Raw genomic sequence first — 16,731 nt, forward strand, 5'->3', positions numbered from 1 at the left:
ACAACGTTGCACTGTATCGGTTCAGGCCGCTCGCGCATTATCAATCTGGTCGATACCTTCGAGCTCGCCTGGCCTGTCGTGGCGACCTCAGCTAACAAGGGAGCCCGCGCCACCAGCGCATGCTCTTTCAGCACAAGAAGGAATCTTTCCCAACCTTTATGCGGGCTCAGCGATATGAACGCATCCGACACATCATTAAACGGCTCGATTGCCCTCTACAGCGATTTCGATAAGCAGTACATCTCGGGACAGTCCCGCTATGGAAACGGCAACGGCGAAATCCGGGACCTCGATCCATATACGAGTGCCGTCCTCACGGAAATTCCGGTGGCCAGCCGCTCGGATGTCGATGACGCATTTCAGGCAGCCCATACAGCGCAAGTCGAATGGGCTCGAACCAGCGCGGCCGAGCGCGCCGGAGTCCTGTTGCGCGCAGCCACGATCATGGAGCGTCGCAAGGAGGAGATCGTCGGCTGGCTGATCCGCGAGTCGGGGAGCACGCGCATTAAGGCAACACTTGAATGGCAGGCCGTCCACGCGATGATGACGCAGTTCGCCGGCTACCCTTATCAGGCTAAGGGTGAAATCCTACCCGCAGACGTGCCCGGGAAGGAGCATCGGGTGTATCGCCGTCCCATAGGGGTGGTGAGCGTAATCAGCCCGTGGAACTGGCCACTGCACCTGACTACCCGCTCAATCGCTCCAGCCTTGGCACTAGGCAACGCGGTCGTCGTGAAGCCGGCGAGCGAAACGCCCGTGACCGGCGGGCTGCTGCTCGCGCGCCTGTTCGAAGAGGCCGGTCTGCCGCCCGGTCTGCTGAATGTCGTGATCGGCAACTCGTCGGAGATTGGTGATCATTTCGTGACGCATCCGCTATCGCCATTCGTTTCTTTCACTGGATCAACGCCGGTTGGCCGACATGTAGGTTCCCTTACGATGACGGGGCCGACCCTGAAACGAGCAGCCCTCGAACTGGGAGGCAACGCCCCGCTCGTGGTGCTCGAAGATGCGGATCTGGAACTAGCGGTTCATGCGGCAATTGTCGGCAAATTTCTGCATCAGGGACAGATTTGCGTGGCCACCAACCGGATCATGGTGCATCGGTCGATACATGATTCCTTTGTTGAGGCCTTTGTGGCACGCGCATCCGCACTCAAAGTCGGCAATCCAAACGATGCTGATACGGTCATTGGTCCAGTGATCAGCCAGCGTCAAGCCGACGCACTCAAACGGTTGCTGGCCCGAGGTCTCGAACAAGGCGCCAAGCCCGTACTCGGCGGCCAATTCAATGGGTTGGTTTTACCGCCGCAGGTGCTGACGGGCGTGCAGCCTGAGCACGAACTCGCACAACAGGAAAGCTTCGGCCCCATTGCGCCAATACTGAAGTTTAACAACGAAGAAGAGGCATTGGAGGCAGTGAACGGCACGGAATTCGGCCTGTCCAGCGCGGTGTTCACCCGCGACCTAGAGCGCGGCGCACGCTTCGCGAGTCAGGTGGAAGCGGGTATGACCCATATCAACGACTTCACGGCCAACGACTACCCGAACACGCCGTTCGGCGGCGAAAAGAATTCCGGACTCGGCCGCTTCGGCGGACAGTGGATCATTGACGAGATGACCCGCACACACTGGGTTTCCGTGCAGCACGCACCACGGACGTACCCGTTCTAACGCACCGCCCCACAAGGAGTACCGCATCATGCCTCAAGACATTCGCAAGACCTTCTTCATCACAGGTGTGAGCACCGGCTTTGGGCGCGCGTTTTCCGAAGCGGCACTAGCCGATGGCCACCGCGTTGTCGGCACGTTGCGCAACGAGCAAGCCCGTGCTGAATTCGAGCAATGGGCACACGGTCGCTCGTTCGGCCGCCTGCTTGACGTCACCGACACAGATGCCATCGCACCGACTGTGGCAGAAGTCGAAAAGAACATTGGTCCGATCGACGTGTTGATCAACAACGCCGGCTACGGTCACGAGGGTACGATCGAAGAATCGCCACTTGAAGACTTGCGCCGTCAGTTCGACGTCAATGTGTTCGGCGCAGTCGCGGTAATCAAAGCTGTGCTGCCGTTCATGCGCGAACGCCGCTCGGGGCACATCATCAATATCACATCGATGGGCGGTTTCGTAACGTTCCCTGGACTTGGCTATTACAACAGCAGCAAGTTCGCGCTGGAGGGCCTGTCCGAAGCGCTTGCGAAGGAAATAAAACCCTTCGGCATTGCCGTCACGGCGGTCGAACCGGGCGGTTTCCGAACCGATTGGGCAGGCCGGTCGATGATCCGCGGCGCACGCAGCATAGCCGACTACGACGCCACCTTCGAGCCTATCCGCAAGACGCGTCAGGAGCGCAGCGGGAAACAGATTGGCGATCCGTCCAAAGCCGCACGAGCCATCCTGACGCTTGTGCAGTCGGTCAATCCGCCATTCCATTTGCTGCTCGGTAGCGACGCACTTGGTTTCGTGCGTGAAAAGCTTGCGAGCCTCGACAGCGATATTAAAACGTGGGAACCACTCACGCTGTCGACCGACGTTGACGCTTAGATCGCGTCAACGCCTGATGTAGGCGTGCCCTAGCCGGGCCTGGAAGCGCACCTGTCTCAGCCCTATCCCGTCAAATTTAAGGATTTCACCATGTCGAATCACATTTCCGCAGCACATGCCGGTCAGTTCATGGTCGGTGGCGATATTCCCGTCAACCGTCTCGGCTTCGGGGCAATGCGTATTACCGGCCCCGGCATCTGGGGCGAACCGGAAGACCCACAGGGCGTCCGGGACACGTTGCTGCGCTTGCCGGAGATAGGCGTCAATCTTATCGACACCGCCGACAGCTACGGCCCATTCGTCAGTGAAAATCTGATTCGCGAAGTCCTGCATCCGTACACCAACATGTTGATAGCGACAAAGGGCGCGCTCACCCGGCCTGCAGCGGACGCATTCTGGGAACCGGTTGGACGCCCGGCTTACTTGCGGCAATGCGTGCGGATGAGCCTGCGACGATTGAACGTCGATCGCATCGATCTCTGGCAACTGCATCGAATCGATCCTAAAACGCCTCGTGAAGAGCAATTCGAGGTGGTTGCCGAGATGCGCAAAGAAGGTCTGATTCGCCACGTGGGTCTAAGCGAAGTTAGCGTCGAGGATATCGAGGCCGCCCAAAAGTACTTCCCGGTAGCAACCGTGCAGAACGAGTACAACCTCGTCAATCGAAAGAGCGAAGCCGTGCTGAATTACTGCGAGCAACACGGTATCGGCTTCATTCCATGGTTTCCGCTCGCCGCGGGCGATCTTGCGCGGCCGGGCTCAGTTCTGTCGGATATCGCGGAGCGGCTCGGTATCACGACGTCGCAAGTCGCGCTGGCCTGGATCCTCAAACGGTCCCCAGTGATGTTGCCGATCCCGGGAACATCGCGCGTGAAACACTTGGAGCAAAACGTGGCGGCGGCGGCAGTCCCGCTGGCCAAGGCCGACTTCGACGCGCTCGAAAAGGTGGGGCAAGCAAGCACGTAGAACAAGCGCGGCCTCAGCGCACGCCGAAGTGATCCGGACAGCGGCGACCGGTGGGAGGGCAGGTATGTGTGCCGATGGTGGCAGCCCAGCCTGACGTTTGGACAAGCAAACATCACCGCAAGGCGGGACGTCGCTATGCGGCGCCCGCCACCATTATTGATTCTTGTACGGCTGCGCTGATCCCCTCGCCACGCTCTAGACGTTCGTCCTGCTTGACCGCCGTCGGGCAGCGCCGAGTACGGCTCGGGCTTCGCATTCGCGGCGATCAATCCGTCCACGCGTGCTTCATGCGCTTAAACCGGGGATACCCACCATGGATTTTAGTGACGCAGTTGATCTGTCACGCGTGCAGTTCGCAATGACAGCGATTTTCCACATTCTGTGGCCAATCCTGACGATCAGCCTGGCTGCCTTCCTCTTATTGATCGAGCTGCTATGGCTTAAAACTAACGACGTCATGTACTACCGGCACGCGCGATTCTGGAGCAAGCTGCTCCTCTTGAACTTCGCCGTTGGCGTGGTAAGTGGAATTCCGATGGAGTTCCAGTTCGGTACCAACTGGGCAGGATTCTCGAAATATAGCGGCCAATTCGTAGGCAACATTCTCGGCTTTGAGGGCGCGATGGCTTTCATGCTGGAAGCCGGCTTCATCGGTGTGATGCTGCTCGGCTGGGGACGCGTGCCTCGCGGTGTGCACCTGTTCGCCACCGCGATGGTTGCGTTGGGCTCCAGTATCTCCGCGTTTTGGATCATGGTTGCAAATTCATGGATGCAGACGCCCGCAGGTGTCACGGTAGTGAACGGCAAAATCGTCGTGACGGATTATGTCGCCGCTATTTTCAATCCGGACATGGCATGGGGCGTTTCGCATATGTGGATGGCCGCAATCGAGACCGGCATGTTCGTGATCGCCGGAATTTCCGCCTACAACCTGCTGCGCAGGCGGCATACCGAGTTCTTCGTCCGCTCGTTCAAAATCGCATTGCTCGCGCTGCTGTTCGTCGCTCCGATTCAAATCTGGTTGGGCGACTCGAGTGGCGGCGCCGTGTTCGCATCGCAGCCCGCAAAGGGTGCGGCTATCGAAGGCCACTGGAAGACTAACAAACCCGGTACTGGCGCCCCATGGTCGCTGCTGGCGTGGCCGAACCAAAGAGAGCAACGCAATGACTGGTCGATCGAGGTCCCGGGTCTATTGAGCGTTATCGCCACCCACTCTCTGGATGGACAGGTGAAGGGGCTGATGGAGTTCCCCGCTACCGACCAGCCGCCCATGTTGCCGTTGCTCTACTACGCATTTCGTGTGATGGCGGGAGTCGGCTTCGTAGTTATGTTACTGGTCTTCTGGACAGTCTATGGGCTCCGCAAGACGCGTGGCAGTCTCGATCGGCTATTGGCTCAGCCGAAGCTTCTGCTCACATGGGTCTTATGCATCCCGCTGCCTTACCTCGCTGTGGAGTGCGGCTGGATCGTCCGTGAAGTGGGACGGCAACCGTGGGTGGTGTACGGTTTGCTTCGTACCAGCGCCGCGGCGTCACAAGTTGGCGAATCTGCGGTGTCCGGAAGCATCGCGATGTTCTTCACGTTTTATCTTGTGCTTTTGGTCACCTTCTTCGCCCTGGCTCGGGCGTGGCTACGCAAAGGTCCGGACCTCACAATCCTTCCGCCGACTATCGTCCTCACACAGGCCGTAGTTACAGTCGACTAATCTTAGGCGGCCACTTTTCAGAAGCGAGGATGTCCCATGGAAAGCACCACTCATACAATGCTCGCGATCACCTGGTTCGGCTTACTGGGTCTGATGCTGGCGTTCTACGTCGTGACGGATGGCTTCGATCTCGGCGTTGGAATTCTAAGCCTTCTAAGGCGAAATCGCGAAGACCACGACGTGATGGTCAAGACTATCAGCCACGTATGGGACGCCAATGAAACCTGGTTAGTCGTGCTAGGTGGAGCGCTGTTTGGTGCGTTTCCCGCCGCATACGCATTGTTGCTTCAAAACCTGTACGTGCCAGTGATGGCGCTGATCGCCGGATTGATCATGCGCGGTGCGGCAATCGAATTCCGTCACAGCGTGGAGCACGGCCGACTGTGGGATACGGTGTTTGGCATCGGCAGTCTGGTCGCGGCGGCGTCGCAGGGTATTGTGCTCGGAAAAATCCTTACTGGCCTGTTACCTGGTGGTCTCAGCGGGCTCTTCGTGACCGTTTCGGCAGGCGGCGTGGTTGCGGGCTATTCGCTGCTCGGCGCAACGTACCTCATGAAAAAGACGGTCGACTCCATCGAACGATGGGCGCGGCGCATAGCTCTGATATGCGCCTTGCTGACGGTCGCAGCCGCGCTGCTGATGACGGCGGCGACGTGGTTTTTCAGTGGCATCGGTCACATTCGCTGGACTCAGCCTGGAGTCTTCCACCTGTTGATCGCACTCGGTTTCGCAGCAGCACTATGCTTCGCCTATCTCGTCGTTTCGCTCAATAGTGGCAACACGTCCGGACCATTTCGTGCGTCGGTTGCCCTGTTTCTCTTCTCGTTCGCCGGGCTCGTCATCAGCCTGTTTCCCGATTTCATTCCCGGTAAGTTAGGCATTGTGGATGCCGCGTCCGATTCGCCGACGCTGATCTTCATGCTCGTGGGCATCGGACTGATTTTTCCGGTGATGATCGGCTATAACCTTTTCCAGTACTTCATCTTCCGTGGGAAGGTCACCCGTAGACCGCATTAAAACTGTCATCGTTGCGTCAATACGGTGTCAACAGGCGACCCATGCGAGTCCTCAAGTGCGGCGGAACCTTACCGGGCAATCGTTTGGAGCGTGAGAAATAAATTCGTTACCGGCCTGCGCCGGGTGGGCGCCGCTTCCTCAGGTGGGAGCCGAGTCCGCGGACGCGGACGCGGACGTAGCCGACGGTACTCGGCCGCGTGAGGCAGTTCATGCACGCTCCGAGTGCGACGCCCATCCGGCCAAGTTCCGCCGGATAGCAGTCACTGGTCACCGCCTCGGGCCACGGAACAAGCCGAACCGCTCTTCAACGCTCGAAGTAGGTCAAGCCCAAAGCGCTTTTCACCTCGGACAATGTCTGGCCCGCCACATCCCGGGCGCACACCGTGCCTCGATTCAGGATGGCAAGCACCTCAGCCCTGTCTCCCGCTAGCTCGCGACAGCGTGCGCAAATCGGTTCAATAAGCGATTGGAGGCGCTCGTTCAACACTCGGTTGACCGCGCTATCGCCCAGTCCACCTAGCGATAGTGCGACATCAGCTCGTCCACCTTGGGCGCGTCGTTCGCCTCTTCCTCGGTTTGTCCGGAAATGAAAAGGGAGATAGCCGCAATTGTGTACCCTTCATCTACGGACTGAAGCAGCGATTCGATGGATCTGAGCGACGTGGGCGAGTTGCACCCTCTCGCCGCCGTCTTTCACGGATACGCGGTGCGGTCGTGCTCACTCCTCGTTAATTGGACCCTCGAACAGATCCAACGTCGTGCCACGCTGCAGCGGCGGCAGTGCCCCGCTGCGGACCTTGGCAACCACTTCTTGCGGCAGCCACGCGTCTTCCATCGCGTCGACGCCTTTCTCGATCAACTGCTTGAGAAAAAACGACTGGCTGCGCCCCGTGACTTCCGCCAACAGTCTCAATCGCTGCTCGATCGCCGCCTCGACGCGTACCGCGATGACGTGCGAGCTGTTCCCTGACTTCCTTCTCAACCTCTACTCCTGATCGCATGTGCGCCGCGGACCGGCGCATTCGCGCGCTGTTTTACCACAATCCTACCGAGCGGCGTCGGGGAGCGGAGATCGCTGCCCGGACTCACACCGCGTCGACGGAGAACGGTGATCCACGCCAGTTCCCATCCCCGCGCCACGCTGAGTAATAAAGAGCTACCGACTGTATGTCAATGCGGACACCGGCCTATCCATCACAACAGCGCCGCGCCCCAATCTGTGAAGATGCATTTGCGAAAAGCGCATCCGAGACCCGGTCAATTAGATAAGTTTGCCTATATTAATAGCTCCCTATTCAAGCAACTCCTAGTCTTCGCGAAGGAGGCTGCCATTCCGCCCGGACAACCGACTCGTGCCGGACCCAAGACAGGAGCTTTGGCTACCGAAACGACCTCTATGAAGACACGGCCGCCTACATTAGGATTACGAACTAAACAGGAGGCCTGTCGCCCCTCCCGCTAATACAACAATTGCTGCCTGCGTTGGAACACCGCCGCTATGGATCGACAGCATGTGGTGCGGGCAACTGACAATGTCCGTAAAGCCACGCACAAACCGGAAATTGGCGCATGGTCACAGCTTCGAATCCTGTACGGCCTACCAGCGATTATCTGTTGGGAAAACCAAGGGCCTGCGCAAAACGGGCCCCTGATCAATGACGCTCCTGAGACTTCAACCGAAGATTTCAAGACCGTTCCTTTGCACGAGCTGAAGCATACGCGCCACGATGCCACTGGACTTCTTGTCGCCTTGTCCGAATCCCTGTCGAATCGAACGTCGACGCTGGCGACCGGATGAAGCCTGTCACCAGGAATCTCCTTCGCCAGACGCATTTCTACTTCCTGCCAGTTCTGGCGCCTGGCAGATCGCCGCGGCAGTCGCGCTTCCGCATCTGAATCGATCACGTTGCATTCGTCAGTCAAACGTCTATATTTCGCAGATGAAACCTCGCTGCTGCCTGAGCCCATGTCTTGGCCGGAGCAGGTTTATGCCGCAAAGCGTGCCTGAAGGAGCGAATCATGGGTTGGCTGAAACTCGCGCTGATCGTCGCTATCGTCGTCGCTGTCGCAAAAGGCCTCCAGCTGTTCAACCGGCACTGCCGGCGCCGGTTCGGCCATTCCTTCTTTACAACACGCGGATTCTGGCTCACCGCCATCGCGATCAATCTGCTCTGGTGGGGCTTCTATTTCTGGGGGAAAGCACACCTTCAGCACACGACAACATCCGACGGAATCATCCTGATGATCTTCGGGCTTGCCGCCGTTGCGTGGCTGCTGTACGAGAATATCCGCGACACCGATCTCGTCCACGGAATCGGTGGCTCAACGCTGCAACTGCTCCTGTTTTTTCCGCTCGCACTTTACAGCTTTCCGTTGCTGATCATGGGCATGGTCTTCGTGCTGGTCGCCTCGTACAAGGCGGGCCCCGCACTGCTCATGGATCGCTGACACCAGAACGTGAGTCGAAGCGCGGCGCCAGACGCGCTCAAACTGGCGCCGTTACCAATGTCAGAATGGTCCCACAGGGTCTTTCGACCGGTCCCCGCCGTAGATAATGAGTTCGCTGCGCGGCGCGGTATTTCCTACGCCGCCAACGGTGTACTGGATATCGACGCATTCCATATCAAACTGCGCGAACAACGCCCTCATCGCCGGGTGGTTATTGAGCGTCAGGATCGCCCGCCCCCGCGACCCGCCCAGCATTCCCGCCATACGCTCGTACTGTTCAAATTCAAACGGCAGGCCGCAGCCCTCTGTTTCCCAGTATGGGGGGCAAGATAGAAAAAAGTGTGTGGCCGATCGTACCGGTCCATGCAGGCATGCCGGTCCAGCTTTTCGATATACGCTCGCGACAGCCTGAGATGGGCCGCCGACAGCGTCTCCTCCAGGCGCAACAGATTGAGCCCCGGCGACGAGGTCGTCGCGGTACCGAAAGTCCGCCCTTCAACCCGGCCACCGAATCAGTTCTGCTGGAGGTAGTAGAAGCGCGCTGCACGCTGGATGTCGGTCAGTGTGTGACTCTTCGAGGTGATGCTGCACCACGCGGTACAGGTTCACGAGCTCATCGTTCACGTCGTTCAGGACTTCGACCGCCGCGGGCGGCCGCATGAAGAAGAGCGCCGCTGCACCCGCGAAGACCTCAACGTAACAGCTGTGGGCCGGAAACCGCGGAATGAGTACGTCCGCGAGCCGCCGCTTGCCGCCTATCCACGGAATGATCGGCATCGCCATTCACATCTCCTCTGCTCACCGCTCCACGCGGACATCCAGATCGTCCAGAAACAGTTCCTGCTGGGTCTCACCGCGGTCCGTGCGACGTAATCCACGCTCACGCATCGAGCTACGACGACGTATCCCTTCATTCGGGCCGGTGCGTCCGGTGTCGGGCCGGTCGTACTGGACCGGCATCGTCTGCACAAACTCTGTGATCATTTCCGCCAGGTTCCGGTCATCAGCACTCTGCGAGCCAGCCATCGCGTGAACGACGCCTTGCCATGCTTCGAGCGGCCCAGCGTGTGCGTGCCACAAGGCAAGGCGGGTCGGCTCGTCCAGCCCCGATCGCCAGTAACGTGGTATTTCTCCGCGCGCGGTCAGATGCACGACAGCCTGTTTCGGATAGCGCCGCGTTTCGCCACGGGCGAGTCGCGGCGTCGCGTTTGCCTCAACTCCGTGCTCCCGCAACTGCCCGGCAAACCGTTCGCGCCAACGTTGCAGGTCCTTCCTGCGCGGGTTGAGCCGCCTGCCGTCCGTCCCGCGTGCCTGCACGCTCAGATGCACGTGCGGGTGCGCTTCGTCATCGTGCGCCGCAAAGACATACCGTTTACCGTCACCGAATTCCGCAGCCGCGAACGCGCGCGCGGCGTTGCGCACCGCCTGCCGGTCCGTCCCCGGTGGCATTGACAGCAACACGTTGAACACCTCCCGCCTGCGGCTTTCCTCTGGAATACCCCATCCACCGAGGTGCCACGCGTCCGCGAGATCGTGCAGCGCCTCGCGACCAAGCACGGTCATCCCGTCCTGGTCCTCGAGTTCCACCTTACCGTTGCGCGAGATGTAGCGCAGATGACGGCGCACAGCGCCCATGCCCTGCGCGCTCGACGCCTTGTTCGTGATCTTGACCATCACCTCGGGGATACGCCTGAGCGTGCGGGCGAGCTGCTCGCGCATGTGTCGCACATCCCGCTGGAGTTCGCCGCGCGACACACGCGGCGCCCGCACGTGCCGCAGCGGGTCGTGAAAGAGCCGGTCACCCCAGTTCAGCAGCATCTGATCGACGTATGTCTTCGGAAAAGGCATGCTAGCGGCTCCAGCGATCGAGATTGGCGCGCAACACCAACATGACTGCACGCAAGTGCGTATCGATCACGGCACGGGCGCCCTCGATCATGTGCGTCATGTGCGCCGCGTCGCGCGCATCACCATGCGCCTGCAACCGTCCGAGCAACGTCACGATCGTGGCCAGATGCTGGTTTGAATCTGCAAGCAGTCGCATCTCCCGCTCGCCCAGTTGCGGCTCGTGCACAAGCTGCGCGCGGATCACGGCAACCACCCAGCGGTTGACATTCAGTCCACTTGCCAATGCACGCTGTCGGGCCGCTTCGAGTTCCTCCTGTGTGAGGCGAACTTCGATGCGTTCGCGATGCCCGTCGACCGGAAAATGGCCTTCATGCCCGGCGAACCCGTCCGGCGACTCGTCCTGCCCCAGCACACCGTGGACCAGTTGCCGCACACCATCGGCCGCCGTGACGCCGTGAAGGACGCACCACGCCTGCCAGCGTGGCTTCGCCGGCCCGAGATCCACACACAGTCGCATACGCGTGGTCATGCGCGTGCTCCTACAGGGACGGATGCGCCGGTTCTGCCGGACCACGTTCGACCTCGCGGGTCGGGACGCGCTGCGCTGCCGTGCGAGTGCGGCGGTTGCGTGCGGAAGGGGCCTCGGGATCAAACACGCGCGGTCGCGGCACGGTGACGCCCTCCGCCACGAATGCGGCCAGCAGCCGTTGCGCGTGCTGCTGCACGCGCGCAATGGATCGCTCGCTGAAACCCTGCTGCCGCATCGCGGCGGTCAGCACAGCCATCTGCACGGCGTGCTCTTCGGGTGACGCGACGGGAGTTTCACGCCGCACGGCCTGGGTGTGCTGCGGAGTTGCCGGCCGCGCAGTCCCGCTCCTTCCCGCCTCGCCCCTACTGTCGGACGCCTCGCGACGCGACTGCGTCGGCTCCTTCCCCACGACATCGACCTTCCACGTATTGCGATAGACCTCCTTTTCCTCTTCGCCAATCACATTTCCCGTCGCGTCGAGAACCGGCACCATCACCGTCACGAGACGCCGGCCAAGGTTTTCAAGCATCGCCTGCTGTCCGGGGAGTGCGCCGGACTCCGCAACGGCCCGCTCCAGATCCGCACCCCAGACGACACGGTCCGCACCACCCGCATCGCGATAGACAACGTAATACGAGTCACTGCGCGCAGGATTGTGCTGATAGGGCGCGCCGCCGTACTCGACCAGTTCGCCCACGTAGCGCTGACGCTCCTGCCCCTCAGATTCAGCAACGTGTGGCCCGGTTTTGGCGGCTGGAGCAGCATGCGGCGGTTCGCCAGCCGCCGGTCGCGCGGCGGCGCCCTTCTCCAGTTGCCGGGAGGCATCGCGCTTCGCTGGTTGCGCCGCCTGCGATTCCGTGGGACCAGTCGTCACCGCAGGCGCTTTCGGGGAATCCGCAGGAACCCGCGCAGCCTCAGCCGTTTGCGACACGTCAATGCGGTTCGTCATCCGGTCACGACGACCTTCGGCCAGACGCGCCAGGTCGACTGCCTTCGGCTCGTATCCGCTCACCTCGATGCCGAGCAGCATCGCCCGGACCCACACCTCGCGCCGGAACTGCTCGTGGCCTGACACCCGCACGCGCCCCCAGGCCTTGGCACGAACCATGTCCACCATCGACTCAACGACGTCCGGCCGGTTGTATTCCGTCACCAGGCAGGGACCGATATCCTCGAATGCGAGCTGATGCGGCGCATCCTTCAGGAAATACTGATTGCCCGCCCGCAGGTAGCGCTTTCGCACTGTCTCTGGCGGATTCCCAAGCGGCGCCCATCGCATGGCGGCCGCATCGTCGCTGCCACGCGGCGTCGCTTCCGATGCCGGTTGCCGTGCCGCAACCTGCGGCGGGGCCTCCGCCTGGATGGCCTGATCGCGCAGCCGCGCCCGCGCGGCATCGAACTCGCGGCGCCGGCGTGCGCCCAGCGCATCGGCCGCCGTCTGGTCGAAGCGGTCTGCGCCCGCAGCGCCGCCCTGCGGATCCTGAAGCGGCGGCGGATCTGGTTCGATCACGTTGATAACCGGATCGTCCGCAGGCGTGCCGGTCGAGGTTGTGGTTTCATCCATCATGGATCTCCCTCTGGTCGCTGGCTGACACAGCGTCGCGCGCGATCAGCGTTGCTGCCCTTCACCCTGTTCGCGGCCGGCGCGCTCCTTCGACTGCGCGAGGGCGGCTGCCCGTGCTTCCCTCACCCGCGTCCATGACACGCCCTGCAACTGGTCGAGTGTCGCATCGAGGTCGTTGCCGAAACCCACCTCGCGTGCGGACTTCTTCAGGGATGCAACCGTGCGCTCGAACAGATCGCGCGCACGGTCCCACGGATACACCTTCCCGTGGTTGCCGTCGTAGCCAACCTGCACCTCCGCCCCATTGAGGCGCTGGTTTTCGTCCATCCACCGCAGCCGGTCCGAGACGAATTCCACACTCGCCTTCGCGTGGAATACCACGCTACGCGTCGACACTTCCTGGATCAGGTAGTGCTCGGTGTTGATCACCTCGCCACGGTACGGACCACCATTCTCACGGGGCGTCGCCATGCGGATCTGTGCGCCGAAACGATGCTGGGCCAGCGCCTTGATCTCGCCCGGCACCTCGTCGAGTCCATACAGCGGTTCGCCCACCTGACGGCGCACCGGCGCATCCGGCGCACGCGCTGGTGGAGACTCAACGTTCGGCGCCTTGGTCACGCGCCGGTCCTGTTCCGGCGGCTGGGACTGTGGCTGCCCGGCTGCAGGCGCCGGGTTTTCCTGCAGTGCCAGTCCTGGCGCGTCCTGATTCGCCGCCCGCCGACGCGAGGTACGACGCCGGCCCGACGCCTCTGCGTCACCCACGAGTTTCTCTTTCACGTTACCCATTTCACCCTCCTTCAGTGCATCGCCCGATCCGTCTTCAGCCATGGCCTGTCCAGTCACTTCCGCATCCACAACCGCCCGCCCAGGCGCCTCGTAGAGTGACTGCCGTAAAAGCTCACCAACGGCACGGGATCCGGACAGCACGGTCATGTCATCGAAGTCAGTCGGCATCTCGCCGACAATGCGGGCCTCCGGTGCAAAGTGCGGTTCTGCCAGCAGCGACGACGTGCCGAGCGCGGCCTGCTTCGCATGTTCATACCCGGCACCGAGATCGGCGAGCACCGCGATCTCCCCTTCCGGGTAACGGCCGCGCCACATCGCTGCCACCGGCCGCAGGTTGCCGCTCGACAGCGCGGCGACGCTGAACCAGCCAGTCGCCTGCCAGACTGCCAGTGCCGTTGCCACCCCTTCGGCGATCAGGATCGGCGTGACCGCACCCTCGCGAAACTGGCCCGGTTCAACCACCCAGTAGCCGCCCGACTTGGCACCACCGGCCAGCGCAGACTTGCGTCCTTCGGCATCGATCAGTTCCAGTGTCGAAAGGGTCTCGCCGATGCGGACCGGCACCACCAGCACGCGGCCGGTGAGCGGCTCCCCGGCACTGCGCGGCGCATATCCGAGCAGCGCATGCAGCTCCTCGGCCTCGAGTTCGCGCAGCGTGGGGACCGCCCTGACCTGCTTGCGTTTGAGATACGGATGTCCGGGCCCCACCGGCCGTGCCCACTTCCAGATCGCCAGTGCCTCCCGCGCGACGGCCGCCTGTCGCGCACGCACACGCGCCTCAACTATGTCCTCCTGCTGCGCCTGGTCCACGGACGGACGCGCTGATGGCACGCGCGGTCGGTCCGTCGGTTCCATCGCCGCGCGCGACGCCCTGACATCGAAGCCGTGCTGCTGCGCCAGCCAGAAGAGCGACGCGAGTGTCTTGCCGCCCGACTCTCCGGCCGAGCGCCACGTCACCCGCGCCGCACGCTCGCTATAGTTGTGGGCGGTGCGGCTCCATTCGTCCCAGATGTCGAAGCCGGCCTCGCCGAATCCCTGCTTGAGCGCGAACGCCATGTCGACCCAGGTGGTGTAGTCTTCGGCTGGAATCGTGGCCAGTGCCGCGCGCGCACGCTCCTCTTCACTCAGGTACCGGGCATTCATTGGCGTTCTCCGTGAAGCGGCACGACATTCGAACTGTCACCCACATGCGATGCAGCTCGCCCGCGCTGGGTGCGACATGCGCCCGCGGCGCGCGCAGACTTCCGCCTAAGCGTGCCATCCGAGGGGCGCAGTTCCGCGACGTCGAGATCAGACGGCGACAGCCGCCGCGCCGCGACGGCAATGCGCGCAGCCGGCACCCCTAGCAGCATGAAATGCCGCTCGGCATAGGCGGCGGCCTCGTCGTCGCTCATGTCGTTAAGGTGCCGTGGCAGGTCGCGCGGATCCCAGGCCTGGAGCACTTCCAGATACTCCGGCGGAATGTGCATCACGCCGGCTTCATCCACGTCGTCAGGTTGCACATCCCTCACGCGCCGTTCGACCTGAGCCACAAAACGCACGAGATCCATCGCCGGGACGGCTGGCGCCGTGCGCAGGCGGGAGGTGAACACCGGATCACGCCAGTAGCAGATCCGTTCGGCCAGGATCGGCTTCGTGTTTTCGAGCAGGATGATTTCCTTCTCGCGCCCCAGTTCCTTCAGTTCCTGAGGCAACAGCAGGGGCCGGCGCTGCTCGGAGAAGCTCTCGCTCGAGCCGCCCCGGCCGCCAAAGATCGCGGTCGACCGGCTCACACTGCGCGAGCGGTCCGTGAAGGTGCCGAGCATCTCCGAGTATTCGTTCGCATCCTTCTGCTCACGTGGTGCGTAGATGATCTGCATCGCGTGATTCGTGACGAAAGTCCTCGCGTCCGCGCGGCCATAGACCGATTCAAGCTGTGAGATCGACTGCACGATCGAAAGCAGCCGCAGGTTGTATCCCGCCATATAGGCGACAGCGCGGGCGATGATGTGAATCCTGCCGACCGACGTGAATTCGTCCATCAGCATCAGGCACTGTACCGTCAGCTCCGGGTTGTCCTGGGGCAGTTGCCGCGTGTTCAGATTGACGAGTTGCGAGAACACCAGGTTGACGACCAACGCGGCCTCGGCCAGATGGTCCGGCGTGATGCCGACATACACCGACATGCGGCGCCTGCGCACGTCGCGCAGGTCGAAGTCATTGGCGCTCGTCGCGGCATCTACGATCGGATTGGCCCAGATCGTCAGCGTCGCATTGAACGTCGCGAGTATGCTCGCAAGGACCTTGTCGTCGTTCGCAAGAAAGCGGTTCAGCGCGTCGACGCACGCACCAGTGAGCAGCCGCCGGTTCTGCAGCAGCGCCTGCTGGAGATACACCTTGACGGGCATGCCGTTACCGGACGACTGCCGCAGCACCTCGCCCATCGTCACCGGATAGTCGGGCACATCGGTGTCGCCGCTGCGGCGCGCATCGCGCCACTCGCATAGCAGCAGTACGATCCCGAGAAACAGGTTGCGGGCCTGATCCTTCCAGAAGTCGTCGTGACCGCCGACCGGATACAGCGCATATCCGATTGCAAGAATATCGCCGACGCGGAACGATCCGTCCGGGATCGGCGACAACGGGTTATACCGGTGCGTACGGCCATCCTCGGCAAACGGATTGAACAGGTACACGTCATGGCCGTGTGCGCGACGAAACCCTGCCGTGAGGTTGAAGTTCTCCTGCTTGATATCGAGCACGACCACCGAATCCGGGTAGCTGAGCAGGTTGGGCACCACGATGCCGACGCCCTTACCCGACCGTGCCGGCGCCGCAAGCAGCACGAACTGCTGGCCCGTGAACCGAAGGTAGCGGCCACGCCAGACGCCCACGACCAGCGGCGGGCAGCTGAATGCTTCTGATGTCGTCACCGTGCTCATAGCAGCCCTGCCCGGCGGATGTCCGCCTCGTTTGCGAACCGCGCGCTGCCATAGAGACGCCGGCGGCCGGAGCGACCCAGCAGCGTGTAAGCGCCAAGCGCCGGCGCACCAAACGCGAGCACGAGGCCGAACAGCGCGGCGCCAGCAAGCCGCCGCCCCTGCCCTGGCAGGCGTCCGTCGTACCAGGCCAGTGCAGCATCCGGCCAGGCATGAAACCCGGCATGAAGCGGATTGGCATGCTGGCTCGCGACGAAGAAAAACGACGCCGGCCAGAGGGCGAGGATCAGACCGGCAGCAGCAGTGGCCACAATCGCGAGCGTGACCAGCGCGCGCACCGCGTGATACCCGCCCCCCCTGGTGGTTGACCGTACCGTTCCGGTTGACTTTCCGATGTCCATG

At 62.0% G+C, this 16,731-nt stretch carries 14 protein-coding genes and 2 pseudogenes; 7 read left to right on the top strand and 9 right to left on the bottom strand.

From position 1 onward, the window contains the following. Positions 1–174: 174 nt before the first annotated feature. The 5 genes from OKW29_RS27670 to OKW29_RS27690 all read left to right on the top strand — a co-directional run bounded on the left by OKW29_RS27670 (position 175) and on the right by OKW29_RS27690 (position 6,233). Positions 175–1,671, top strand: coding sequence for an aldehyde dehydrogenase family protein (locus OKW29_RS27670; protein ID WP_429293339.1), 1,497 nt, complete (start codon positions 175–177; stop codon positions 1,669–1,671). Positions 1,672–1,699: 28 nt separating this feature from the next. Next, positions 1,700–2,545, top strand: a complete 846-nt coding sequence (locus OKW29_RS27675; RefSeq protein WP_429293340.1) for an oxidoreductase — start codon at positions 1,700–1,702, stop codon at positions 2,543–2,545. A gap of 90 nt (positions 2,546–2,635) precedes the next feature. Continuing rightward, positions 2,636–3,511, top strand: coding sequence for an aldo/keto reductase (locus OKW29_RS27680; RefSeq protein WP_429293341.1), 876 nt, complete (start codon positions 2,636–2,638; stop codon positions 3,509–3,511). 313 nt (positions 3,512–3,824) lie between these two features. Further along, positions 3,825–5,216 carry a cytochrome ubiquinol oxidase subunit I gene (locus OKW29_RS27685; RefSeq protein WP_429293342.1) on the top strand — a complete coding sequence of 464 codons (1,392 nt, stop codon included), beginning with the start codon at positions 3,825–3,827 and terminating at the stop codon, positions 5,214–5,216. Between the two features lie 36 nt (positions 5,217–5,252). Next, positions 5,253–6,233: a cytochrome d ubiquinol oxidase subunit II gene (locus OKW29_RS27690; protein ID WP_184067786.1), complete on the top strand. Its 981-nt coding sequence runs from the start codon at positions 5,253–5,255 to the stop codon at positions 6,231–6,233. Positions 6,234–6,537: 304 nt separating this feature from the next. Here the strand turns inward: OKW29_RS27690 and OKW29_RS27695 are convergent. Then, positions 6,538–6,791, bottom strand: a pseudogene (locus OKW29_RS27695) (tryptophan--tRNA ligase); the annotation flags it as partial. A gap of 160 nt (positions 6,792–6,951) precedes the next feature. Then, positions 6,952–7,215 carry a hypothetical protein gene (locus OKW29_RS27700; protein ID WP_429293343.1) on the bottom strand — a complete coding sequence of 88 codons (264 nt, stop codon included), beginning with the start codon at positions 7,213–7,215 and terminating at the stop codon, positions 6,952–6,954. Between the two features lie 516 nt (positions 7,216–7,731). Here OKW29_RS27700 and OKW29_RS27705 point away from each other — a divergent pair. Further along, positions 7,732–8,031, top strand: coding sequence for a hypothetical protein (locus tag OKW29_RS27705; protein ID WP_184067780.1), 300 nt, complete (start codon positions 7,732–7,734; stop codon positions 8,029–8,031). 221 nt (positions 8,032–8,252) lie between these two features. Then, positions 8,253–8,681: a hypothetical protein gene (locus tag OKW29_RS27710; RefSeq protein WP_184067777.1), complete on the top strand. Its 429-nt coding sequence runs from the start codon at positions 8,253–8,255 to the stop codon at positions 8,679–8,681. A 60-nt stretch (positions 8,682–8,741) separates the two neighbouring features. Here OKW29_RS27710 and OKW29_RS27715 read toward each other — a convergent pair. From OKW29_RS27715 to OKW29_RS27745, 7 genes and pseudogenes are all read right to left on the bottom strand, one after another. Beyond that, positions 8,742–9,464 (bottom strand): annotated as a pseudogene (locus OKW29_RS27715) (DNA adenine methylase). A 15-nt stretch (positions 9,465–9,479) separates the two neighbouring features. Next, on the bottom strand, positions 9,480–10,529 hold the full coding sequence (locus OKW29_RS27720; protein ID WP_429293344.1) for a relaxase/mobilization nuclease domain-containing protein: 1,050 nt from the start codon (positions 10,527–10,529) through the stop codon (positions 9,480–9,482). A gap of 1 nt (position 10,530) precedes the next feature. Continuing rightward, the gene (locus OKW29_RS27725) at positions 10,531–11,058 is read right to left on the bottom strand and encodes a plasmid stabilization protein (protein ID WP_184068056.1); all 528 of its coding nucleotides are present in this window, start codon (positions 11,056–11,058) and stop codon (positions 10,531–10,533) included. A gap of 10 nt (positions 11,059–11,068) precedes the next feature. After that, positions 11,069–12,625 carry an LPD7 domain-containing protein gene (locus tag OKW29_RS27730; protein ID WP_429293345.1) on the bottom strand — a complete coding sequence of 519 codons (1,557 nt, stop codon included), beginning with the start codon at positions 12,623–12,625 and terminating at the stop codon, positions 11,069–11,071. A 42-nt stretch (positions 12,626–12,667) separates the two neighbouring features. Continuing rightward, positions 12,668–14,554 carry a PriCT-2 domain-containing protein gene (locus OKW29_RS27735; protein WP_184067768.1) on the bottom strand — a complete coding sequence of 629 codons (1,887 nt, stop codon included), beginning with the start codon at positions 14,552–14,554 and terminating at the stop codon, positions 12,668–12,670. After that, positions 14,551–16,332 carry a type IV secretory system conjugative DNA transfer family protein gene (locus OKW29_RS27740; RefSeq protein WP_429293346.1) on the bottom strand — a complete coding sequence of 594 codons (1,782 nt, stop codon included), beginning with the start codon at positions 16,330–16,332 and terminating at the stop codon, positions 14,551–14,553. Before OKW29_RS27740 ends, OKW29_RS27735 begins: the two co-directional genes overlap by 4 nt. After that, the gene (locus OKW29_RS27745) at positions 16,329–16,730 is read right to left on the bottom strand and encodes a hypothetical protein (protein WP_184067762.1); all 402 of its coding nucleotides are present in this window, start codon (positions 16,728–16,730) and stop codon (positions 16,329–16,331) included. Before OKW29_RS27745 ends, OKW29_RS27740 begins: the two co-directional genes overlap by 4 nt. Between the last annotated feature and the right edge of the window lies 1 nt (position 16,731).

It is taken from the genome of Paraburkholderia sp. CI3, from assembly GCF_050436505.1.
Taxonomy (GTDB): Bacteria; Pseudomonadota; Gammaproteobacteria; order Burkholderiales; family Burkholderiaceae; genus Paraburkholderia; species Paraburkholderia tuberum.

What these genes read in the sequence shown, in the direction of transcription:
- OKW29_RS27745 (WP_184067762.1), bottom strand. Translation starts at nt 16,730, where the DNA reads ATGGACATCGGAAAGTCAACCGGAACGGTACGGTCAACCACCAGGGGG.
- OKW29_RS27705 (WP_184067780.1), top strand. Translation starts at nt 7,732, where the DNA reads ATGGATCGACAGCATGTGGTGCGGGCAACTGACAATGTCCGTAAAGCC.
- OKW29_RS27735 (WP_184067768.1), bottom strand. Translation starts at nt 14,554, where the DNA reads ATGAATGCCCGGTACCTGAGTGAAGAGGAGCGTGCGCGCGCGGCACTG.
- OKW29_RS27725 (WP_184068056.1), bottom strand. Translation starts at nt 11,058, where the DNA reads ATGACCACGCGTATGCGACTGTGTGTGGATCTCGGGCCGGCGAAGCCA.
- OKW29_RS27730 (WP_429293345.1), bottom strand. Translation starts at nt 12,625, where the DNA reads ATGATGGATGAAACCACAACCTCGACCGGCACGCCTGCGGACGATCCG.
- OKW29_RS27680 (WP_429293341.1), top strand. Translation starts at nt 2,636, where the DNA reads ATGTCGAATCACATTTCCGCAGCACATGCCGGTCAGTTCATGGTCGGT.
- OKW29_RS27690 (WP_184067786.1), top strand. Translation starts at nt 5,253, where the DNA reads ATGGAAAGCACCACTCATACAATGCTCGCGATCACCTGGTTCGGCTTA.
- OKW29_RS27670 (WP_429293339.1), top strand. Translation starts at nt 175, where the DNA reads ATGAACGCATCCGACACATCATTAAACGGCTCGATTGCCCTCTACAGC.
- OKW29_RS27740 (WP_429293346.1), bottom strand. Translation starts at nt 16,332, where the DNA reads ATGAGCACGGTGACGACATCAGAAGCATTCAGCTGCCCGCCGCTGGTC.
- OKW29_RS27675 (WP_429293340.1), top strand. Translation starts at nt 1,700, where the DNA reads ATGCCTCAAGACATTCGCAAGACCTTCTTCATCACAGGTGTGAGCACC.
- OKW29_RS27710 (WP_184067777.1), top strand. Translation starts at nt 8,253, where the DNA reads ATGGGTTGGCTGAAACTCGCGCTGATCGTCGCTATCGTCGTCGCTGTC.
- OKW29_RS27685 (WP_429293342.1), top strand. Translation starts at nt 3,825, where the DNA reads ATGGATTTTAGTGACGCAGTTGATCTGTCACGCGTGCAGTTCGCAATG.
- OKW29_RS27720 (WP_429293344.1), bottom strand. Translation starts at nt 10,529, where the DNA reads ATGCCTTTTCCGAAGACATACGTCGATCAGATGCTGCTGAACTGGGGT.